Origin of the sequence: Streptococcus macacae NCTC 11558, assembly GCF_000187995.2 — a bacterium.
GTDB classification, from domain to species: Bacteria; Bacillota; Bacilli; order Lactobacillales; family Streptococcaceae; genus Streptococcus; species Streptococcus macacae.
The window spans coordinates 1,710,649-1,731,762 of the sequence record NZ_AEUW02000001.1 but is presented as its reverse complement, the minus strand read 5'-3'; the positions used below and the strand labels follow the sequence as shown (position 1 = coordinate 1,731,762).

Genomic DNA, 21,114 nt, shown 5'->3' with positions numbered 1-21,114 from the left:
TTATATGGTGGAAAATACAAGCAACTACTCTTGGAAATTCATTGCTAAATTTTGAACCTATGGCTGCAAAATTTCCCTGTCAGATAATAAGAATTGTTACCTGTTTCACACCTTGGCAGGAAATATCGGATTGAGCAAGCCATAGGCTTGCATCTATCGTTTTCATTATAGTTTTCTGTCATTTCGGACAAGCTAGATTGTTCCATCGCCCTTTGCATCTTAATTGTAAACAACTACCATTGCCGGGCGCAGGATACGATCATGAAGCTTGTATCCCTTTTGAAAAATCTGTGCAATAGTATCTGCTGGATGTTCGTCATCAGCCGGTAAAGTTTGAATAGCCATATGGAGATTATGGTCAAATTTTTCTTCGACTGGAATTTCCTCAATTCCTTCATTTTTAAGAGCTGCAACTAAGCTTTCCTGAACCATTTCAAGGCCCTTTTTAACATCCTCTGTCAATCCTTCTACAGCAAGAGCACGTTCGAGATTGTCAAGGCTTGGTAAAATAGCTTTAGCCAAATCCTGTGAACGATATTTCTGAAGATTTTGACGCTCTTCATTTGCTCGACGCTGGATGTTTTGCATTTCCGCATGAGCACGAAGATATTTATTTTCAAAGTCATCAGCACGTTCCTTCGCAAGCTCAAGCTCAGATTTTTCAGCAGGAGCTTCTTGAACTTCCTCAGTTCCCTCAACAGACTCCGTTATTTCTTCGGCTGTTTTAGCTTCTGCTGTGTTTTCTTCTTTTTTCTCTTTGTTATCTTCTTTTTTTGACAAAGTATGCACCTCTTTTCCTTTTAGTTTCTATATGATATGGATAGGCTATATCCAAAAATAACTAACTCAATAACCGACTGACTTAGCCTTAGTGAACTTCATAATGATTGCTGCTGAGATAGCGGTAGAAATCACCAAGTTTAATGGCCAAAACGCGACTGACGACATTAAGCAGACTAACTGTCCTTTGATAGTTTAAGTCTATCGGACCAATAATAGATAAAACTCCAAAACCTCTATAAGGAATGAGAAATCTCTGACTAATGATCGTTAGGCCCGAAAGGCTTGCTTCACTGCTTTCTGCAACCTGTACCCGATAGATTTCTTCTTCTGGAAGGCTTTGCCGAATTTCTAAAGCTACAGACTGTAGGTTTTCTAAGAATTGATAAGTTTTTAATCCTGCAAATTCTAAACTATTTACCTTACCAGAAATAAAGACTTTTTCTTGAAAAATTTGGTTAAAAATATGATCAAATAAATCTAACACATTATCTGTACGCAGAAAATATTTTTGAATGATCTGAGGCAGTTCTGTTCTCAAACGATAATGAATATCCAAGACAGTCTGATGTAAAAAACGTTCTCGAACGATTTGAATAACAGTCTCTAAATCACTATCCAAAAAATTTTTCGGAATCGCAAACTGAACGGTTATTGAACTGGCCTCATCTAAGGTTAAAACTGCTAAAGCATCATGGCTGCTGAGTTTAACAATATCAAAAGCTGTTAATTTTTGTCTTTTTGGTTCTACATCAAGAATGACGGCTGTATAATCTGTTAAATCTGCCAGTAGTTTGCTGGCCTTTTTTAAAAGATCATCCAAACGAAAAATTTCAAAATCAAAAGCTTTCATCACTTGATAAACATCTTGTTCATCCAAACTAGCTGGATTTAAAGAATGTTCAGCAAAGTATTTAAAGCCTTTAGGACTTGGAAGCCGTCCGCTTGATGTATGAGCTTTCTCAAGAAGACCTAACTTTTCCAAAACAGCCATATCATTTCTAATAGTAGCACTGCTTGAAGCAACAAACTTTTGAAGGCTTTTTGAACCAATAGGTTCATGAGTCTTAGTAAAAGTCTCAACAATCAAATCAAGAATGTCTTTTTGACGCTGTGTAATCATCTAAGCCATCCTCCAATCTTTAACAACAAAATTAGCACTCTTAAGCATAGACTGCTAAGTTCATGTTTTTATTATACTCCAATTTAAATTTCTGTCAAGAAAAAAATGCAAAATTTTAGCACTCTTTTTCTTAGAGTGCTAAAATCCTTCTATTTCTTTAAAAAATACTTTATCTTGCAATCTGAACTAATGAATCAACAAACCTTCTTTTTTACTGATCGTAATCTGTGAGTCCGTTTTCTTCAATAACAGCAATTAATTTCTCAGCATAATTTGGGTCATCACTGAAACCTGATGACTGAAGTGCTCTCGCTGTTGTCTTATAGCCATTTGAGGTAGCCATCGTTCTATAAAGGGCACTATCCCAAAGTTTACCTCCTCGCAAGAGAGCTAAATAATCATAGAGCGATTCTTTCCAGGAAGGATAAACAAGAAAACGATAGGATACCTTATGCCAAGCTCCTTTGCTATATTCACGATCTTGCAGACGGATGCCGCTTTGACCTGGAAGAGCTCGGAGAGCAAAAAGATTATGATATTTATTAGAGACAAAAGTATGTCCATAATGACTAGCGAGAGCTGCCTGTCCTATGATAATGGAACTTTTTATTCCATATAATTTGGATAATTTTTGGGCTGTAGGAGCCACCTCTTTTATAAACTCTTTATGGGTATAGGGGCTAGCTACTTCCTTTTGAGCATTTGCTAATCCCCCGCTAAATAAAATAGGCATAAAAATGATAAAGAAAAGAATGAAAACAACGGTAATAAAAGACCTAAATTTTAGTCTCGTTCTCACTATCTATTTCTCCTTTAATTCCCTTAAATAGTCTTCCAAAGTTAAATGATGCTTTGTCATATACTCAGCAGATTTTACACCGACATAGCGATAATGCCAGTCTTCATAATCAATCCCCGTAGAACTTTTTTTATCCTTCGGAAAGCGCAATACAAAACCATACTTAGGAGCAATCGAAGCCACTTTCGCCACTACACTGGGGTCACTTTCATTAAGACTGTCTACTGTACTCATATCAATAGCTAAACCGGTCTGATGTTCACTGGCTCCTGCAGGCTGCGAATAGGTTTGTACTTTTTTCTCAGCATCTTCCTGGCTTAAACTCGGATCCGCTGCCTTTTCTTGTTCAACATAGTTATTAAAAAGCTCCTGTTGATAGTTAACACTTCGATAACCTGATATTAAATGTTCACTAGCATCAATTTGTTGAGCTGCCGCCAAAAATTTCTTTGTATTTTCTGCAATTCGCGAATCTACCTTAATACCATTGATATCCGTTAGCTCAGGGTTCATTTCCGATTTTCTGTTATCACGATTAACGAGAACCAATTCCCAATCTTTAGATGATATCCCTCTATGTGGATGAGCTGCAGAAGATGTTTTACTTCGCTCCACTTTTTGATGAATGCTTTTATCAGTACCAGTCTGACGACTTTTTTGCAAAAAGAAGTAAAGTCCTAAAACAAAAATCAAAATAAATGTCAATAATACTAAAGTAGATAAGGGACTAATTTTCTTTCTCATTTTTTTCTAAAAATTCCCTTCCTCGAAGACGGTAAGACATATCACCAATGGTCTCAATGAAAAATTTTCCATTTTCATAAGTAACAACAGTCACACTGCCGTTAGCAATAGCCTTTTTTTCTTGTTTACGGTCAATTAGCCACATAAAAGTACCGATTGTCATGCCATGGCTGACGACAATTGCATTGCCTCCGCCTGAGGCTTCCACAGACTGAGCAATTGCTTCAAAACCATCATAAATACGTTTGCTTAAAATTTCCCAAGGCTCAGCCCAATTAGCTGTATCTACTTCAACAAGACTAGCAGCCAATTCAGGATAGGTAACTTCATCATAAGATCTCCCTGTATTAAAAGCAGCTGTCCGAGGAAGCACTCCTTGAAAAAGATCCCCGTCATAGCCTCCGTCTAAACTGCCAAAGCACCATTCCCGAATACGTTTGTCCCTTGAATAAGGAATAGTAGGATTACCCAGCTCTTCTAAAATAATCTCCATCGTTTGCATTGTTCGGCCGCTGTCACTGGAAGCAGCATATTTAAAGGGTATAGAGGCCTTATGCAGACCAATTCCCAGTTCATGAATTCCCCGTTCTCCTTCTGCTGTCAATGGCGTATCGCTCCACCCTTGAGCACGGCCAATAGTATTAAACATTGTTTTACCATGACGCGCAATATATAGTCTCGTTTTTGTCATAATTCCTCCTGATTTTGTCCGTTTATTATTATACCATTTTAAAAACAAAAGGGGGAGCGTATGCTGGAAGAACTTATCTTATCAGCTAAAAAGGATAGGAAGCAAGAGCAGCTTGGGCTTGACAGTAAAAATCACAATATCTAAGGCTTTTTTTCTGTTCACCCTTCTTTAGGCAGTCTTACCTAGGAAAGATGAAATACATTTTTGGCCTACTTTAATTTTTAAAAGAGTGGATAGGTGCAGGAATTTGGCCGCCGCGTGCTACAAAATCGGCTGAAGAGTTTTTATTAACAGGCATAACCGGGGCAGATCCGAGCAAACCACCAAATTCAATCCTATCTCCTTCTTTACCTTTAGGTATAATGCGAACAGCAGTCGTTTTCATATTAACAACCCCAATTGCTGCCTCATCAGCAATCATGGCTGCAATGGTTGAAGCTGGAGTATCTTCGGGAATAGCGATCATATCCAAACCAACAGAACAAATAGCCGTCATAGCCTCTAATTTTTCAAGATTCAAAGTTCCTTTTTCCACAGCTTCAATCATTCCTTCATCTTCTGAAACTGGGATAAAAGCCCCTGATAAACCGCCCACTTGATTGCAGGCCATGACACCGCCTTTTTTAACCTGATCATTTAAGAGAGCAAGGGCTGCAGTCGTCCCGTGCGTACCTACTGTTTCTAGCCCCATCTCTTCCAGTACACGCGCAACAGAATCTCCCACAGCTGGGGTTGGGGCTAACGACAAATCAACAATCCCAAATTTAACTCCTAAACGTTCACTGGCCATCTGACCAACAAGCTGCCCAATACGTGTAATTTTAAAAGCTGTTTTCTTGACCGTCTCAGCCACAACATCAAAACTTTGCCCGCTTACTTTTTCAAGGGCTCGTTTGACCACACCAGGGCCTGATACACCGACATTAATAACAACGTCTGCCTCACCAACACCATGAAATGCACCTGCCATAAATGGATTATCTTCAACAGCATTAGCAAAAACAACTAATTTTGCAGGACCCATTTCAGAAGCAGCTGCTGTTTTCTTAATAATATCCCCCATATCACGTACAGCTGTCATATTAATACCTGATTTCGTGGAACCAATATTAACAGAAGCACACACAAAATCAGTTTCAGCTAAGGCCTTAGGGATGGAGTGAATAAGGTTTTCGTCTCCTTTTTGATAGCCTTTTTGCACTAAGGCAGTGAAACCTCCAATAAAATTAACACCAATTTGTTTGGCAGCACGATCAAGCGCCTTAGCCAAGGGAGTATAATCAGTTGTTTTCGTTGCTGCCCCAATAATTGAAATAGGCGTAACCGAAACGCGCTTATTAACGATAGGAATTCCTAGTTCTGCTGCAATTTCATCACCTATTTTGACAAGGTTTCCAGCTTTTTCAACAATTTTGTGATATATCTTTTCAGCTGCCTTATTCATATCAGAGTCGATACAGTCAAGAAGTGAAATTCCCATAGTAATGGTACGAACATCAAAATTTTGTTCCTCAATCATTGCAATCGTTTCTGTAATCTGCTTAATATCCATAATTTACACAAACTCCTCTATTTTACAAATTGTGCATAGCATCAAAAATAGCAGCGCTTTGGATACTAATTTTGACGTTCAAACTAGCACCAAACTTTTCAAGTTCTGAACGCAATTGTGTAAAATCTTTTTTATCAGAAGCAGATACAAGAGCCATCATTGTAAAATATTCATCTAGGACAGTTTGCGTGATATCGTCAATATTGAGCCCCAGATCTGCAATTTTTGTTGATACCCCTGCAACAATACCAGCTCTATCCTTACCAACAACTGTAATAATCGCCTTCATAAAAGCCTCCTATGATTCTTTATTTTTAACATTTTAGCATAAAAAACCTGAAAATTCTATATCAAATACAGCTGTAATGTTCGGAAATTACTAGTATTTCCTGTTTTTTAAGTTTTGCACACTATCTTCGAAACCTTACTGATCAGATACTTGCTTTTATTGATCTTAAATGATAAACTATAATTAGTTTATAAACTAATAGAGGTTAAAGCTATGTTTGCAAATCAAAAATTGAAAAAGAGACGTCAAGAGCTTGGTCTTTCACAAGCTCAGCTGGCCGATCAAATGGGGATCAGCCGACCTTCCTACTTCAACTGGGAAGCTGGAAAAACAAAACCTAATCAAAAAAATTGGAAGAAACTGGCTCAATTATTAAAGGTAGACTCCGCCTATTTCTTATCCCAATACGACATCGTTGAAATTTATTCTCATTTGAATGAGGACAATAAAAATAAAACATTGCTATACTCACAAAAATTATTAGAGCAACAAAACAAGGTGGTAGATTTAATGAAAAAGAAATATTATCCTTATAAAGTTTACGAAAGATTATCGGCTGGTACAGGTTACTCCTATTTTGGAGACGGTAATTTTGATACTGTCTTTTATGATGAAGAAATTGACCATGATTTTGCTTCTTGGATTTTCGGAGATTCTATGGAGCCAACCTTCCTAAACGGTGAGGTTGCCCTTATCAAGCAAACAGGTTTTGATTATGACGGCGCTATTTATGCCGTAGACTGGAATGATCAGACTTATATCAAAAAAGTTTATCGTGAAAAAGACGGTTTGCGTCTTGTTTCTCTAAATAAAAAATACGCTGATATGTTTGCTCCCTACGCGGAAAATCCAAGAATTATCGGTCTCATCGTGGGAAATTTTAGACCTCTTGAAGCCTAATTGTTCCCTGCTAAGGCTAAGTAAGTCCTTAAAACAAGCTCTTTAAGCTTTCAAGCTCAAGATTAAACGATAAGTCATAAAAAGAGAGTAAAGCAGTATTTATCTAAGGAATGCTGCTTTACTCTCTTTTTGTTTGCTTTTTTAAACTTTTTAAGAAAAAATATTGCCTGCTAGCTTTTTTTCTTTTCGACATAAATCTGACTAGCAACTGCTGATGTTATTTGCAGCTGTTTGCCCTCTTTTTCAATCGTATAAGCATCTGCAAAATCATTATATTCTAAAAGAGTCAGCTCATCGCCAATGCTTAAATGGTGCTGCTCCATATATTTCAAAAGCTGGAAATTATCTTGAACGCGTTTTAACACATAAGTTCCTTCTTCTTTTGTATCTTTCAAAGTGGTATGATATTTTTCAACTAAGAGTTCACCATATTGAGGAATGGTTCCTCCGTGCGGACAGACCTTTGGATAGTGGAGTAACTTGTCCAAACGTTCAATAAAGATATTAGAAACAGTATGTTCTAGTACTTCAGCTTCTTCATGAATCTCATCTGCTGTGTAATTAAGATGATTCATTAAAAAAACTTCAATCAAACGATGCTTGCGATAGAGAAATGAAGCTAGGATCTGCCCTTTTTTCGTTAGTAAATAACCTGTCTGCTTATCTTTAAGAATTAATCCTTCTGACAAAAGTTTTTTGACCATTTCTGAAACAGCTGGAGCAGAGACAGACATTTTTTCTGCAATTTGCTTATTGCTGATTTTTTCTCCGTATTCTCCCAGCTCATAAATAATTTTTAAATAATCTTCTTTGTTAGGTGTCATATCTATCCTCTTCTTTGTCAGAAATATTATACCAAATTGCCCCCTTTTTGCGGATAAAACCTTTTAATGATTTTATAACTGCAATCAATCAGCCCAATGGGGTTTGTTGAGCTTCACATAAGACTGACAAAACGGTGCAAGCTGCATAAGCAAGTCTTAGAAAATCTAGGAAAAGTGATGCTGCTATTCTGAAATAAAGAGTAGCGGATTTGGGACTTTCTTAATTTGGGGACTAAGAGACAAGTTGGTTTAAAGGTCGCCCAAATACTGACACCAAACTTTTTCAGCACCATTTTTCACTAGAGCAGCTGAAACTTTTTTAGCACTTTCCTTATCTTTAGCTAAAGCAATCAGACAGCCTCCTAGCCCGCCGCCAGTTAGCTTAGCTCCTAAGGCGCCTGCCTGTCTAGCCACTTGAGTGAGCTCATCTAAAAGCTGATCAGAAACTGTTAAACTTGCTAAAAGCTGCTGAGCCCGATTCATCGCCTCTCCTAGTTCTAAAACTTGATTATTCAGTAAAGCTTCTTTAGCCAATCGGGTTAGTTTCCCCAGTTCTTGGATTGCTTGTCTAGAATCAGAACTAGTAGCTGGCTGGTCATCTCTTTTGTGCAAAAGTTCTTTAACCGATTGAATTGCTTTGAAAGTCTGACCTGTTTGGCCTGTATCAGCAACGACTAAATAAGCATCCATATGAATAGTTAGCTGTTCAATAGGCTGATCTTTGACAAAAAAAAGAGGGGATTTGCCACTAGTTGTAACAGTATCTATGCCTGAAGGATTACCATGGGCGATTTTTTCAGACGACTGGACAATTTCCCACAATTCCTTATCGGTTAGTACTTTACCATAAAAATTAAAGAGGCTTCTTGCAATAGCCACAGCTACCGCTGCACTTGACCCCATCCCTCTTTCTGCTGGTATTGTTGAACGAATATCAATATGAATGGCTGGATCTTGAGGGGCATTGATCCTATAAAGAGAAAAACGAATAGCATGTTTTAAACTTTCTAAAATCTCTGGCATTTCATGAACCAAACCATCATAGAAATCACAGGTTACTGTTAGTTTCTCTCCTTCTGTTTTAACTTCTGAAACTGTTTCTACAGCAGAAAAAGGTATCGCTATAGCCGGCTGGCCATAGACTACAGCATGCTCTCCCATTAAAATAATTTTACCTGAAGCCTTGCCTCTAGCTATCTTTTTTTCTAAAACTTTTTTTTCTTCAATCTGAGGATTTGTCATACCATTTATTATATCACTTTTCTGAAGGAATGCTGAAAGAAAAGAAAGCAAAACAAAGGTTTCCCCAGCAGCTTCCTTTTTTGCTGTCTCTATAAACTTCAAACACGCGCAGCCTTGTAAACTGAGAGGAAAAAACAAGGAAAGTTAAGGGATTACAGCTACCTGTGCAAAAAGAAAGCAGAAATAAACTAGTCATTTTGCTTTAGTCTAATTTTGAGGTTTCAGTTTCTTAGACTTATTATGCAAGATATTTTCTGAAATCAAATCTAAAACTTCTTTATTTTCAGGCAAGTCAGAATGTTCCGCTTCACTGCCTGTCACTGTTACCTGTGTATATTGGTCAACTGTTTTTTGAAAAATGTATTTCCCAGTTTCAACGCTGGTAACAGGGACAATATAATCACCATCATAATTATTTGTTCCTGCTACATTGTAGACGGTCAAGTCATCTGGTAAATTATCCTGTTCTTTAATCAGATCCTGCAGCATCTGTGTACGGTTAGAACTGTTGACAACTTCAAAATTATAAGGTGTTCCTATCGTCATCAAAGTTTGCATATTAAAATCTTCATCAGAGTAATACTGCTCCAGATAAACCGTCCAGTCCAATCCTCCATTTGAATGGCCAATCGCATTAAAGTCTCTGAAATGGTACTTTTTTTGCAACTCTGCCAGTGCATGATCCAACCATTTGGCCTGCCGCTTAATATTGGCATAGCTGTCACTGTTATCTTCAAAACCAATAACAATATAAGGGTTCACGTCATTAGCAGCTATTTGGCCGCTATAAGTGATATTATCATTTTTATGTACTGTTAATTTTAAAACACTGTGCTTCTTCCCCATTTTATTTAAAGAGTCAATAGTTCCATTGAACCTTTCTCGAGTTGCTTCAGAGCCTGGCAGCATAATCGTTGGGTTAATCCGTGAGTTGTAATTTCTTATTTTGGTTTTAGAGGAGGTATTCATATAACCTCTGCCCAAAATAAGCATACTTACTAGCAGCGCAAATAAAAAAATCATACCAGCAGTTTTTAAAAACTTATTCATCATGAGCCTCTCTTAATAAAACTATTTTGACAAAGGGAAGATAAATGATCACTGAAATAGACAGGATTAAAGCCACCATTACTAAATATCTCCAGTCTCCGTTAGAAGCTAAAAAGCCAAAAAGAATATTGGGCGTCCCCGTAGGGACTTCATAAACAGATGGATTAAGCATGCCTGTCATCAAAACAAAAGCACCAAGCAGCTCCGCTGCGAAAGTCGTCAGCAGCATAGGAATTAACAAAAGCGGCTGAAATAAGATAGGAAAACCTAATAATAAAGGCAGAGGCTGGTCAAATAATAAAGGAATGAAGGACCAGTAAACCATCTTAGAATAGGTTTTCTGTTGCACTAGCTTACTTCCAATGATAATCGCTATAGCTAAAGCAAGCAATAACCCTACACCTCCAAAAAGGGCGAAAGCATCCTGCAAGGTATACAAGGTAAATAAGTGCGGAATTTTTTGTGTCGAATGCTCTAAAATAGAATCTAAATTGTCACTAACCACATCTAAAGAGAAAGTTGGTGCATTCAAAATATCTGGTACAATTAACCCAACTGAAAAAAAGATGACCGCAAAAAAAGACAGCAAAATAACTTCCGCTAAATGGCTAGGGCCGCTCCCTAACAAATTTGAAAAGCCTTCCTGAAAGTAGAAATTCACATTTAACAAGGGGAGCTTATAAGCCGTTGCTCCCCAATAAAGCGCCAAATAAAGAGACACCGAAATCAAAAGCCATCTAAAGGTCACTAAATGAGAACCAAATTTTTGATTGAGCAAAATAAAACCGTAGAACAGTAAGATACCCAATATTAAAAAAAGCCAGATAGGCTGAGAAGGGGTACGCATATCCGCCTCAAAATTAATTTGACCAAACAAAAGCCAGGTCACTAAAAACACAATAATACTAGGCACAAAGGAGTCTATTTGATGTCTCTTCAAGAGGAGCTGTATAAACCGAGCCGTAAATAAGCAGGCAATCAGACAGATCACAATCCTATTAAAACGCATAGAATGTTCTATCAAGAAGGGCATCCAACTAATCTTAAAAAGTTTTAAACCTGCTGTCACTGAGAAAAAACTAGATGGCAGCAAAAAAAGATTTTGAATAATAACAACAACTGTATAAATAAGCGACAGCGGAAAGACCCAGTGCATGCTAGTATATAAGATACTGCGAATGGTCTTGAATAGTTCCATTTTTATCCTCCGTTTTTTCTATACAAGTCGTTTAATATCCTTCCATTATAGCAGTAATATAAGTAATTGAAAAGTTTAAATGATTTCTTCATAAAAAGACAAAAAGATAGTATATTAAAAATTTTCCTATTTTATTTTCAGTCATCAAATCATCATACCTTCTAGAAAACAGACGGCTTTTCCCATTTGAAAAAGTTAATATACTAACTTCTCACTAAGTCAAAAAATACCGCTTCCTTATCCCCATAATTTATCAAGTCTTTATAGGCTAGTTATTTAAGATAAATTTTTCAAAATCAAATTTTTTTGCAACATAAATAAAGGTTGCTGTCGTTAATAATAGTAAAACAACTACAAAAATCAACGTTTCGGTAAGGCCAAGTATCAAGACCCCAGTGGATTGAGAAATCAACATTCCAAGAATAGGAGCAATAATAATCATTGCAACTCCTTGTGCCGATTTGCTGCTTTTTAAATATTGTGAACTTCCAATCACTAGTAAAATGGATAACAAAACAAGCAATGGCGAAATAATGAAAATAACCAAAACCCAAGTAAGATTTGGCAAAATAATATGGCCAAAATATCTCCATCCCAATACATTAACAATCACAGCATACACGGTAACCGACATAATTGTTAGTAAAACTGCTGAAATAGCAGAAGCTAAAGCTTTACCTAGAATTAACACCTTAGGAGACAGCGGAGTATACAGCAAGCCTTCCAGCGTTTTTTTCTCCTTCTCACCAATAAAGCTGCTGCTGGCTAAAACCGTTGAAATCATTATTGGAATTAACATGAACAGCGGTAGAAAAAAATAAGTAAAAATAGCATATAATGGCAGTGTATCTGTGGTAATAAATTTGGGATAATCTAAGATTTTAAAATGTTCTAAGAACATCTGTAAGCCTGAAATGCTAGCTGAAATTTCCTTGTTAGTGCCCAGCAAAAATATTAATACTGGAAAAACGATACTAAAAATAATTGGTACAATTATCAAAGATAGTAGTAAACCTCTATCCTTAAGCAGTTCTATTTAATCTTTTTTTATCATCACTTTAATCCGGTACCAAAACATATCAATCAATCTCCTTCAATGATTCTAAAGTAAATTTCTTTTAGAGTTTCATTCTGCCTATGAATTTCATCAATATCATTTCCCTTAGAGGATAATTCTCTGACAATAGCCGGTACAATATCATAATTATCCAATAGAATACTAAACTCCGCTTTTGTATTTCCACTAACAGTCCCAAGATGGTTTAACCTAAGAACATCATCTTGATTAAATCTGCCATAAAAATGCACTATTTTGTCTGAATTTCTTAGCTTCCTTATCTCCCCGCTCGTTAACAGCTCCCCATCTTTTAACACACCTATGCTGTCAACAAGATCATCCAGACCATATAAATAATGTGTACACATAATGATGGTAACATTATCTTTTTTCAGTTGCTTAATGAAAGTATAAAATTCATCAACCGCTTCAGGATCTAAACCAGTGGTTGGTTCATCCAAAATTAAGATATCCGGATTATGAAACATAGCTCTAGCCAATAAAACTTTCTGCCTGTTTCCCTTACTTAAACTTCCTACAGGCATTTCTAAATACGCTTCCAAGCGAAACATTTTACTAACTTCCGTAATTCTATGGCTTATCCTTAACTGCTCTAAACTGTATATCTCGCCCCAAATAGCTAAATTTTCTTTAACTGTTAGATTTTCATAAAGATTGCCATCATTTTGAACCCCAATAGTTAGGAGTAAATCGGACCGTGTGGCTTCTGTTAGTTCTGTGCCTGATATTTTCACAGTCCCAAACTCCGGTTTAAGCAATCCTAACATAATACGAATTAAGCTTGTCTTTCCTGCTCCATTAGGACCCAGTAAAGCAAATACTTGCCCTCTATTTATTGTCAAAGATAAATTTTTAATAATTTCTTTGGTCCCAATTTTTTATTAATTCCATTTAGTTCAATCACCATTTCTCACTCTCCTAAAAAAATCTTGAACACCGTTTTTTCAAAGTAACATTAAAAATTCTTTGCTTTATTTTATTTTTCTAAATTTAACTATAATACTAAGAATGATTGTAGCTAAGATAAATATGATAGAATATGTTAGATATTTTAAAATATTTAATTCATTATTCCAGATACTGTCCATGATTTAATGATAATCCCTAAAGATGAACAATATCAGAATCTAAAAGAAGTGATTTACTGCTTAGAAAACTGTATTATTGCCAATATATTCAAATAAGAAAAGGTATCTTTCTGCCAAACAGTTTGGAGACCTATTTCATCTCTACACATTTCACAAATTACAGATAACTTTATCATAAATTCAGCAATTAGCAGCCTATAGCCAACTTATAGATTAAGCTAGCAATTTTGTTTAGCAGCAGCTGTTTTTTCATAACTGTATTTCTTTTTTATTTTAAATATAGAATTTGAAAATCAAATAAGTATCAATCAATTCTCAAATATCTCTAAAATTTTGGATCTTCTTAAACTTTTTTATAAATCTAAAAATAATGATCTGTACCCTCTACTTATAAAGACTACACCTTTATTGATCTAATGTATAGTAATAATTTTGATCTTGTTTACTAGTGCCATGCCATTCTATGATTTCCTTATCCAGAAGCTCTTCCAATAATCTACTTGCAAAATTTCGACTTTTTCCATTGATTTCTGAAGCTTATGAAATTATCATTTTTTCTCCTGCATTATACTTGAAATGCAAAATGACTTTTTCACCATCACTCAAATTTGGAAATTAATCCTATTTTTGTTCAATTTTATCACTAATTCTAAGATGACAGCTGACAATATTATTTTCAAGAATTGATACAACTTTATCGTCTGGCTCATAATACTTCGCTTCATGCAAAAAGTTTAGTGTATCGCGTTTAGCGTTTTTCGTATATAGCCTGCGTCGCGCAACCGCTAAAGAGGCGGTTTATTTATTTTACGCCTTCAGAGTAAAATAGTCTAAAAGTCGCATAATCATAACCACCGTCAAACGGGTGGTTTGAACAAGGGCTATAAGCCCACATCACCAGCCAGCGCCTAAAGACGCTGGCTTTCACTTTGTTCAAGCCTAACCGCTATTGACTCGTCACTAGCCTCTTAAAGAGGCGTTCGTACTACTTGCCACTATCCCTAAAGGGAACTTCATACTCTTTCACACTCAATTTATCAAGAGCTATATCATTCTTGTTCCTGAATATACTTCTTTATCGTGGCTTCAATTAAGACCTACCGTATACCACTCTACCCAAACCTTTATAACTGTACAAGCGTCGGAATATTTCTCCCAGACTACTTCGATATTGATTATAAATGATTTTTCGTCTATACTTAGGTGTGAAGACAATGTGCCTTTTGCGACATATTTTTCTCCTTTCACTTTACAATAGGCTTGAACACCTTTATTGTATCGTGTTTGGAGTTTTTTTGGTATAACCTTCATCGCGCACCTTACGGAGCGTGACGGACTTAAAGTCACATAATCAAATGATTTCTATCAGAGACAATTTTTATTTCAGTTAAACTTGGATATGCAACTCTCTTAATAGGTAAATAAACTTGCTGTTGATCTACTTCAATTTCCAAAGGCTCTAAATCAATGATGATGAACATTAAAATTAAAAAATTACAACCTTACTATCATTATTGGATTTCTATTTGAAATGGAACAATCAAAGTCAACTGCACTTTATTCTTAACGCCTATTAGTGTTGTAATATACTTAGAGTTGAGAAACATCATCCACTACATACATCATCTAACCCTTTGACTATTACTATTTGCCACTAATACCTAAAATATATTGCTATCAATTTTCCAAAAAATGCAGCAAAAAAACACCCCATGATGTGAACCATGAAGTGTTATGCTGCTGTATTGCAGTCGTTTCTTAGCGTTTTGAGACGCTAAAATTGTGTTTTTCTGTGCACACCTCCCTATCTGTAAGCGACTAAAGTCGCAACAGCTACCGTCAATTTAAATAAAAAACACTTCCCGAAATCGAGAAGTGTCTGAGCTGTAAGATAATCTGAACAAACAGATTAACGTTTACTAAACTGACTAGCTTTACGAGCTTTTTTAAGACCTGGTTTCTTACGTTCAACCATACGAGCATCACGTGTCAGAAGGCCAGCGCGTTTGAGTGAATCACGGAAATCAGGATCAACTTCAAGCAGTGCACGTGCAATACCATGACGGATTGCACCTGCCTGACCAGCGTAGCCGCCGCCAATGACATTAACAAAAACATCATAAGAACCTTCAGTAGATGTTGTTGCGAATGGCTGATTGATAACAAGGCGAAGATCTGCATGCGGAATGTATTCTTCAACGTCTTTTTTATTTACTGTAATTTTACCAGTACCTGGAACTAAGCGAACGCGTGCAACAGCATTCTTACGGCGTCCAGTTCCTGCATATTGTGCTTGTGCCATTTATTTTCTGCTCTCCTTTCCTCTTAGATAAGACCTGTGATATCAAGTACTTCTGGCTGTTGTGCTGCATGTGTGTGCTCAGAACCAACGAAGACTTTTAATTTCATGCCTTGTGCGCGTCCAAGAGTATTATGCGGAAGCATTCCTTTAACAGATTTTTCAATCAAGCGAACAGCATTTTTAGCACGCAGTTCACCTGCTGGAATCTGTTTCAAGCCACCTGGATACATTGAGTGTGTGTAGTAAATCTTGTCGGTTGCTTTTTTACCAGTCAATTTCACTTTTTCAGCATTGATAACGATAACAAAGTCACCCGTATCAGTATGCGGTGTGAAAGTAGGTTTATTTTTCCCGCGAAGAACGCTGGCAACAACTGCTGAAAGACGTCCAAGAGGGATATCTGTTGCATCAACAATGTACCATTTCCGTTCAACTTCACCTGGCTTAGCCATGTATGTTGTTTTGTTCATGATTTCTCCTATACGAATCTTTATGTTTACAAAGTGGATGTTCCGGTCCACAAGTTATTTGAAGGGTTCCGGGGCCTTTCAAATGGGGTAAACAATACCGCTTTATATAATATCAAAAAATAACCTTTGGGTCAAGACCTCTTTTGGCTTGTATGTGCCTTAGTTTTTAAGAATAAAGAAAAGCCAATAATAATCAAATAGAACAGTTTTTCTTATAGCTGTTATAACAATAACTGGCAAGCAATACTTACTCAGCCTCATGGAAACTTATTCACGTTCCAAGGGACAAGAGGCACACCTAAAAGCACCTTCCAACAGAGCATGCCAAGTGAAAGATAGCGGTAAAGGGGTAAAACCATGTTTTCTCAAATCCTCTTGCAGCTTTTTATGCCTCTTTTGAACAATAACCTTATTATGCCCCAAAACCAGAACATTGCCAGCCATTTCCTGTCTTACTTTTTTATCAATATTAATAAAGGTATAATCAGATAATTCCTTTGGCAAATCTTTTAAAACCTCACGGCAAATAATAGCTGTTTTAGGGCCAATAATGGTCATGCAGCAATCTAGATGCAAGATGCCATCGTCATTCAAATAAACAGGAACAATATTCCAGGAATCATCTAACTGCTTACGCAGCCACTCAATACCAGCTAAATTACTAGCATATTTGCCAATACCAACAAAAACATTTGGGTAATCAACAATAACATCGCCCCCTTCAAGATAGACTGGATCTGATTGTGACATCGTCACAACTTTATTATTTTCTTTAATATTCTGGACAATCCTTTGGTAACCCAAACGTTCTTTTTTACGCATCTCAATCTGAATATTGCCCTGAATAAATAAATCCCCTATAGACATAGCACTATCTCTGGCATACATTTGTCCCGTGCCTAATTCTGCAGGGTTCTTACTAGCTGGCGGTGTGATGGCGTCTACTTTCAAGACTGTTACCTGATTTTCTCGAAGTAACTGTTCAAAATCATCCAATTCTTTTTGAAAATGCTTTGTGAGGAAACGAGGCACTTCCTTACCTCTTAGCAAGGGGAAAATAATATTATTCCGCAGTTTTTCCCACCAGGGTTTGCTTTTTTCGTTTTCAATAGCATGACTGTCTGGAAAGAACAAGCGGCTAGCATCACCAATAATGACTGTTTTTAAAGGAGCGTATTCATTGTAAATAGTAATCTTCATTTGCATTTCTCCTAACTAATAAATGTAGTTCAAATCAATAAATTCATAAGATTGCTTAAGTTCATTAAGGATAATTTGTTTTTTAACTGAAAGCTCTTTTAAATCAAGAAATGCCGCTTCTTCGCTCAATAAAAGATGGATAGTAAAAGAAGTACCGATTTTATAAATAAAACAATGCTGAATCATTCCTCCCTTATCAAAATAGGAATAAATACACTTTTCAATATGTTTTTTTACCAAACCGTTTTTCAAAGTCCCACCCGCAATTTCAAAACTGGCACTGCGAATAATTGAAATTGGTCCTTTAATGGTAAAGATTACCAAGCTAACTGTTATGAAAAAATCCCCAGTATATTTGAGAAAACTTAAAGGTGAGTTTATATCAATCATAAGCACCAAAAGAGCAGCAAGTCCGATTCCTGCTGAAATCATACCGTCAATGAAAGAATTTTTGGTCTCAGACATTAACATGGTACTGATATTACCCATTCTTTTGCTTTGTTCTTTATAGTAAAAAGACAAGCCCAGACACAGACAGACCATAACAGCAGCATAGGGAACAATCGGCAAAGCATTGAGAATCTCTCCCTGTCCGGTAGTAAAATATTTATAAGCTCTTATCGAAACGGTAATAACAGATGAAGTCAAAAGCACTAATAACAGGCTTGATTTAAAGAAAGCATACAAAGGTTCCAAAATAAAGAAACCATTAGGAAATAGAGCAGTTCTTTTAGTACTATTTTTGGAGATAAAGATAGCTAATAAACCAGAAAACAAATCAATAAGGGTATAATAAGCATCAATAAAAAGAGATTCAATCATCGTAATACGATAAACAATTAGGCCAACAATTCCCATCAGCATATTGACAATGGTTCCTATGACTAAGGCCCTTTGCTCAATTTTCTTTTGTTCCATTAAGCATCAAACTCCTTATTCACTTTAGTAATCAGATAAGAAAGCTGGTCACGCTCTTCTTCTGTCAAAACCAATAGCATATCGCTAAAGATAGTATCTGCTAGCTGAAAATTTTTTCGACAATGCTCCTGTAAATCTGGAATGAGTTCCAAATAAAAGACACGTTTATCTGTCTGTGACGGTGTTTTCTCTAAATAGCCCTTCTTTAAAAAAGCATGAATAATACGTGTAGCAGCTGGTTTAGAAATTTTAGCTTTTTCTGAGAACTCTGTTAACGTTGTTTGTCCCAAACCATATAAAATATCAATATAATGTTCCTCATTAGCAGACATATCGGGGAAATCAGTGCTGCGAAGAGGACTGGTTTGGTAGCGAATTAAGGCCTTATCATAAAGATCCGAAAATTGTTTCCTAATAGAATTCATAGATTTCTCCTTTTAGTTAATAAAAGTAATTACTCTTGTTAACTAATTTTATGAAAATAAAAACCATCTGTCAAGGAAAGACTTTCATAAACAAAATGGTTAAAAATACTATTTAGGTATCTTACATAAAAGCACATATTATTAGGCTAGATGAGCAAGCCATTTGCTATCTGCAAAAAGGAAGGATTCTTTATACTCTTTGACAATCTCTCTAAACTAGGAGGTCAGGGCCACCTTGGTCCTGCCTTAGCACTGCCTGCGGTTAGCTTTCTTGTCTGCTTTTTGATGTTCATTGAGTATATTAAATTCCCTGCTTTAGTTGATATTGCCCCGAAATCTGAGAAAAACAAAAGACAGAAAGCTCATTTAGCTTCCTGTCAGGAAATAATTTAGGCTAAAAGCATTGATAAGACTTGATAAATAGTAGCAAAGGCCTTTTACTTCAGATAAAAGCTTATTTGCCAAGTCATTTTTAATGTAATACAGCAGAAATGAAGCCTTTTAAGATAAGCCCATAGCTGTGTTTTCATTAGCTAACGCTTCAGAGTTATGATAAAACATTGGAATTCATACTCTTTATAAAGAACTGTTCTTTTTATAGTGATAGATACCGACAGCACTGATCAACAATAGACCTAAAAGAGACAGATAAACAGAAGCATATTCTCCAGTTGATGGCAAGCCCCATTTATGGGACTTTTTAGTCTGGCTAGATGATGTTTTGGCAGCCGTTTTTTCTACAGCTGACCTTTTTGTACTAGAAGAGATTTTATCTACATTACTGCTAATAGTAGAGGCTGAACTTTGAGGAATAACTGTCGTTTGGTCAGTTGTTGAAGTTTCCCTTACGCTACTGGATGTAGATAGAGACTGACTTGTTGTATTGGTATTAGAAACTGTAGTTTCTGCACTGGTCGTACTAGTTGCTGTTGTCACATTTTCTACAGCTGTGGTGGTTGGATCAGTCGTTTCTGTCAATACTTCTGTTGTCGTCGTACTACCTTCTGTTACTGTTGTTGTAGAGTTTTCGGTAGTTGTGTCCTCTAGTGTTGTGCTTTCTGTTGTTGTGTTGGTCGTACTTGATGTTTCTGGTGTTGTTACTGTACTGCTTTCTGTCGTAGAAGTTTCTGTCGTTGTGGTAACCTCAGCTTTATTAGTAATTGTTTTTTGAGCTGTTTTACTTCCTGTATCAAAATCATCGGCTGAAACAGAAATGTCATCAGCTTTGACATAGCCTTTGGGTGCACTGGTTTCGCGCAGAATATAGGCGTCTTTTAAGAGTCCTCCAAGAGTCGCCTCACCACTGTTGTCAGTTGTTAGCTGACCAACTGTTTGACCTGTCTTGACACGGATCAGATCAAAAACAGCACTGGCTAATGGTTGCCCTTGTTCGTTAACCTTTTTAATCTTGACATTGTAAGTGTAGCCCTCAGCTTGACCGCCGGCTGCTAAAAAGTAATATTTACTGTCAACTGTCTGCGCACTCCTATTATTAGCAGTCAGGGTTGCACTGTTGCCAAAAGCTTCACCATCAACAGGGGTATAGGGAATATTAACTTGATAGGAGATAGCAAAGCCTGTATCAGCATCTAGATCTCCAAAATCTATGCTAAAGCTAGAGCCAGTAATCTTAGCCGGGTACTGGTCGGTCACTGTGCTGGCATTTTTTAAAGCCCAGTCACCATTTTCATAGACCCACTTTCCCTTTTCAATAATAAAAGAACCAGGAACATAATTCAAATAAGAACCTTGAAGTTTGTCAACAATCTTTGTGTTTTTCAAGTTGGTGTTAGCACGGTTGACAGCAATATAATATTGGCCAATCCTAGGATTGGAGGCATTTTGCCAACCAGACTTTTCAATAGGTTCTCCTTTAGGTACAGTAATCCCCTTAAAAGTAAAGCTGCCAGCAGGAAATACTTTATTATTGACAGTAATATTTAAAGGAACCTGCTGTTTCTCAGTTATCTGCGTATGGTCTGCTCGGATATAAAAGAAAAAAGTCCCTGAGATATCTGAATGATTTTCAACAAAATCTGTATAGGTCAAGGTGACCTTTTTAGTATCCTTATCTACCACTGCTTTTGCAACAACATTTCCAGAGCTATCCTGAACGTCAAATGAAGCACTGGTTGCAAAGGTAATTTCTTTGGGTAAACTAACAGTTGTCGTATCACCTGCTTTTACGGTGTTATTTGGAAGCTTAAAATCTGCATTTAAACGAAACTGTTCCCACTGATCAATTTCATCTGTTAGGGGGTTGCCTTCCCTATTTGTTACATACATCTTTGTGATGACATCTCCCTGCTCAGCAGCTGAGGCCTTGCCTGCCAGTAATCCACCTAAAATAGCAACAGTTCCTATCAAAAATAAGGACAGCCATTCCAATAATTTCTTCTTCATAAAAAAACCTTTCTTCACAAAACTCCTTTTATTTTACC

Annotated in this window: 21 protein-coding genes and 1 pseudogene; 1 reads left to right on the top strand and 21 read right to left on the bottom strand. The window is 36.6% G+C overall.

All coding sequences use genetic code 11. The annotated features are described in order from the left end of the window. Positions 1-219: 219 nt before the first annotated feature. From grpE to STRMA_RS08325, 7 genes are all read right to left on the bottom strand, one after another. Positions 220-780 carry a nucleotide exchange factor GrpE gene (gene grpE, locus STRMA_RS08355; protein WP_040841895.1) on the bottom strand — a complete coding sequence of 187 codons (561 nt, stop codon included), beginning with the start codon at positions 778-780 and terminating at the stop codon, positions 220-222. Positions 781-868: 88 nt separating this feature from the next. Next, positions 869-1,903 (bottom strand): heat-inducible transcriptional repressor HrcA, encoded by a 1,035-nt coding sequence (gene hrcA / locus STRMA_RS08350; RefSeq protein WP_003080741.1) that lies wholly within the window; start codon positions 1,901-1,903, stop codon positions 869-871. Positions 1,904-2,114: 211 nt separating this feature from the next. Beyond that, positions 2,115-2,702, bottom strand: a complete 588-nt coding sequence (locus tag STRMA_RS08345) for a glycoside hydrolase family 73 protein (protein WP_003078475.1) — start codon at positions 2,700-2,702, stop codon at positions 2,115-2,117. A gap of 3 nt (positions 2,703-2,705) precedes the next feature. Beyond that, entirely contained in the window at positions 2,706-3,446 is a 741-nt protein-coding gene (locus STRMA_RS08340; RefSeq protein WP_003081786.1) for a M15 family metallopeptidase, read from the bottom strand. Beyond that, the gene (locus STRMA_RS08335) at positions 3,430-4,137 is read right to left on the bottom strand and encodes a histidine phosphatase family protein (RefSeq protein WP_003080420.1); all 708 of its coding nucleotides are present in this window, start codon (positions 4,135-4,137) and stop codon (positions 3,430-3,432) included. Before STRMA_RS08335 ends, STRMA_RS08340 begins: the two co-directional genes overlap by 17 nt. 214 nt (positions 4,138-4,351) lie before the next feature. Further along, positions 4,352-5,689, bottom strand: a complete 1,338-nt coding sequence (locus STRMA_RS08330) for a PFL family protein (RefSeq protein WP_003079170.1) — start codon at positions 5,687-5,689, stop codon at positions 4,352-4,354. Between the two features lie 22 nt (positions 5,690-5,711). Then, entirely contained in the window at positions 5,712-5,978 is a 267-nt protein-coding gene (locus tag STRMA_RS08325) for an ACT domain-containing protein (RefSeq protein ID WP_003079913.1), read from the bottom strand. Between the two features lie 213 nt (positions 5,979-6,191). Between STRMA_RS08325 and STRMA_RS08320 the strand changes: the two genes are divergently transcribed. Next, on the top strand, positions 6,192-6,878 hold the full coding sequence (locus STRMA_RS08320; protein ID WP_003081796.1) for a LexA family transcriptional regulator: 687 nt from the start codon (positions 6,192-6,194) through the stop codon (positions 6,876-6,878). A gap of 170 nt (positions 6,879-7,048) precedes the next feature. Here the strand turns inward: STRMA_RS08320 and STRMA_RS08315 are convergent, their stop codons facing one another. The 14 genes and pseudogenes from STRMA_RS08315 to STRMA_RS08250 form a co-directional block, all read right to left on the bottom strand. Continuing rightward, the gene (locus STRMA_RS08315; protein ID WP_003079509.1) at positions 7,049-7,702 is read right to left on the bottom strand and encodes a metal-dependent transcriptional regulator; all 654 of its coding nucleotides are present in this window, start codon (positions 7,700-7,702) and stop codon (positions 7,049-7,051) included. Positions 7,703-7,951: 249 nt separating this feature from the next. After that, positions 7,952-8,944 carry a mevalonate kinase gene (mvk, locus tag STRMA_RS08310; protein WP_040841893.1) on the bottom strand — a complete coding sequence of 331 codons (993 nt, stop codon included), beginning with the start codon at positions 8,942-8,944 and terminating at the stop codon, positions 7,952-7,954. A 207-nt stretch (positions 8,945-9,151) separates the two neighbouring features. Further along, the gene (locus tag STRMA_RS08305; protein WP_412093835.1) at positions 9,152-9,967 is read right to left on the bottom strand and encodes an alpha/beta hydrolase; all 816 of its coding nucleotides are present in this window, start codon (positions 9,965-9,967) and stop codon (positions 9,152-9,154) included. A 19-nt stretch (positions 9,968-9,986) separates the two neighbouring features. Further along, entirely contained in the window at positions 9,987-11,192 is a 1,206-nt protein-coding gene (locus tag STRMA_RS08300) for a PTS sugar transporter subunit IIC (protein WP_003079257.1), read from the bottom strand. A 268-nt stretch (positions 11,193-11,460) separates the two neighbouring features. Further along, positions 11,461-12,192, bottom strand: a complete 732-nt coding sequence (locus tag STRMA_RS08295) for an ABC transporter permease subunit (protein WP_003081218.1) — start codon at positions 12,190-12,192, stop codon at positions 11,461-11,463. A gap of 83 nt (positions 12,193-12,275) precedes the next feature. Next, positions 12,276-13,112 carry an ABC transporter ATP-binding protein gene (locus tag STRMA_RS08290; RefSeq protein ID WP_003081665.1) on the bottom strand — a complete coding sequence of 279 codons (837 nt, stop codon included), beginning with the start codon at positions 13,110-13,112 and terminating at the stop codon, positions 12,276-12,278. 1,231 nt (positions 13,113-14,343) lie between these two features. After that, positions 14,344-14,592, bottom strand: a pseudogene (locus tag STRMA_RS10075) (hypothetical protein). 109 nt (positions 14,593-14,701) lie between these two features. After that, positions 14,702-14,839, bottom strand: coding sequence for an abortive infection system toxin AbiGii family protein (locus STRMA_RS09710; RefSeq protein WP_234943962.1), 138 nt, complete (start codon positions 14,837-14,839; stop codon positions 14,702-14,704). Between the two features lie 428 nt (positions 14,840-15,267). Next, positions 15,268-15,660 carry a 30S ribosomal protein S9 gene (rpsI, locus tag STRMA_RS08280; protein ID WP_003082493.1) on the bottom strand — a complete coding sequence of 131 codons (393 nt, stop codon included), beginning with the start codon at positions 15,658-15,660 and terminating at the stop codon, positions 15,268-15,270. A 23-nt stretch (positions 15,661-15,683) separates the two neighbouring features. After that, complete coding sequence (gene rplM, locus STRMA_RS08275) at positions 15,684-16,130, bottom strand: 50S ribosomal protein L13 (protein WP_003079083.1); 447 nt, start codon at positions 16,128-16,130, stop codon at positions 15,684-15,686. A 267-nt stretch (positions 16,131-16,397) separates the two neighbouring features. After that, complete coding sequence (locus STRMA_RS08270; protein WP_003080834.1) at positions 16,398-17,330, bottom strand: dimethylarginine dimethylaminohydrolase family protein; 933 nt, start codon at positions 17,328-17,330, stop codon at positions 16,398-16,400. A gap of 15 nt (positions 17,331-17,345) precedes the next feature. Beyond that, the gene (locus tag STRMA_RS08265; protein ID WP_003078468.1) at positions 17,346-18,248 is read right to left on the bottom strand and encodes a cation transporter; all 903 of its coding nucleotides are present in this window, start codon (positions 18,246-18,248) and stop codon (positions 17,346-17,348) included. Then, entirely contained in the window at positions 18,248-18,673 is a 426-nt protein-coding gene (locus STRMA_RS08260; protein ID WP_003080175.1) for a MarR family winged helix-turn-helix transcriptional regulator, read from the bottom strand. Before STRMA_RS08260 ends, STRMA_RS08265 begins: the two co-directional genes overlap by 1 nt. 576 nt (positions 18,674-19,249) lie before the next feature. Further along, positions 19,250-21,076: an Ig-like domain-containing protein gene (locus STRMA_RS08250; protein ID WP_040841891.1), complete on the bottom strand. Its 1,827-nt coding sequence runs from the start codon at positions 21,074-21,076 to the stop codon at positions 19,250-19,252. Positions 21,077-21,114: the final 38 nt, after the last annotated feature.

What these genes read in the sequence shown, in the direction of transcription:
- hrcA (WP_003080741.1), bottom strand. Translation starts at nt 1,903, where the DNA reads ATGATTACACAGCGTCAAAAAGACATTCTTGATTTGATTGTTGAGACT.
- STRMA_RS08340 (WP_003081786.1), bottom strand. Translation starts at nt 3,446, where the DNA reads ATGAGAAAGAAAATTAGTCCCTTATCTACTTTAGTATTATTGACATTT.
- STRMA_RS08335 (WP_003080420.1), bottom strand. Translation starts at nt 4,137, where the DNA reads ATGACAAAAACGAGACTATATATTGCGCGTCATGGTAAAACAATGTTT.
- STRMA_RS08330 (WP_003079170.1), bottom strand. Translation starts at nt 5,689, where the DNA reads ATGGATATTAAGCAGATTACAGAAACGATTGCAATGATTGAGGAACAA.
- STRMA_RS08325 (WP_003079913.1), bottom strand. Translation starts at nt 5,978, where the DNA reads ATGAAGGCGATTATTACAGTTGTTGGTAAGGATAGAGCTGGTATTGTT.
- STRMA_RS08320 (WP_003081796.1), top strand. Translation starts at nt 6,192, where the DNA reads ATGTTTGCAAATCAAAAATTGAAAAAGAGACGTCAAGAGCTTGGTCTT.
- STRMA_RS08315 (WP_003079509.1), bottom strand. Translation starts at nt 7,702, where the DNA reads ATGACACCTAACAAAGAAGATTATTTAAAAATTATTTATGAGCTGGGA.
- mvk (WP_040841893.1), bottom strand. Translation starts at nt 8,944, where the DNA reads ATGACAAATCCTCAGATTGAAGAAAAAAAAGTTTTAGAAAAAAAGATA.
- STRMA_RS08305 (WP_412093835.1), bottom strand. Translation starts at nt 9,967, where the DNA reads ATGATTTTTTTATTTGCGCTGCTAGTAAGTATGCTTATTTTGGGCAGA.
- STRMA_RS08300 (WP_003079257.1), bottom strand. Translation starts at nt 11,192, where the DNA reads ATGGAACTATTCAAGACCATTCGCAGTATCTTATATACTAGCATGCAC.
- STRMA_RS09710 (WP_234943962.1), bottom strand. Translation starts at nt 14,839, where the DNA reads ATGTTCATCATCATTGATTTAGAGCCTTTGGAAATTGAAGTAGATCAA.
- rpsI (WP_003082493.1), bottom strand. Translation starts at nt 15,660, where the DNA reads ATGGCACAAGCACAATATGCAGGAACTGGACGCCGTAAGAATGCTGTT.
- rplM (WP_003079083.1), bottom strand. Translation starts at nt 16,130, where the DNA reads ATGAACAAAACAACATACATGGCTAAGCCAGGTGAAGTTGAACGGAAA.
- STRMA_RS08270 (WP_003080834.1), bottom strand. Translation starts at nt 17,330, where the DNA reads ATGAAGATTACTATTTACAATGAATACGCTCCTTTAAAAACAGTCATT.
- STRMA_RS08265 (WP_003078468.1), bottom strand. Translation starts at nt 18,248, where the DNA reads ATGGAACAAAAGAAAATTGAGCAAAGGGCCTTAGTCATAGGAACCATT.
- STRMA_RS08260 (WP_003080175.1), bottom strand. Translation starts at nt 18,673, where the DNA reads ATGAATTCTATTAGGAAACAATTTTCGGATCTTTATGATAAGGCCTTA.
- STRMA_RS08250 (WP_040841891.1), bottom strand. Translation starts at nt 21,076, where the DNA reads ATGAAGAAGAAATTATTGGAATGGCTGTCCTTATTTTTGATAGGAACT.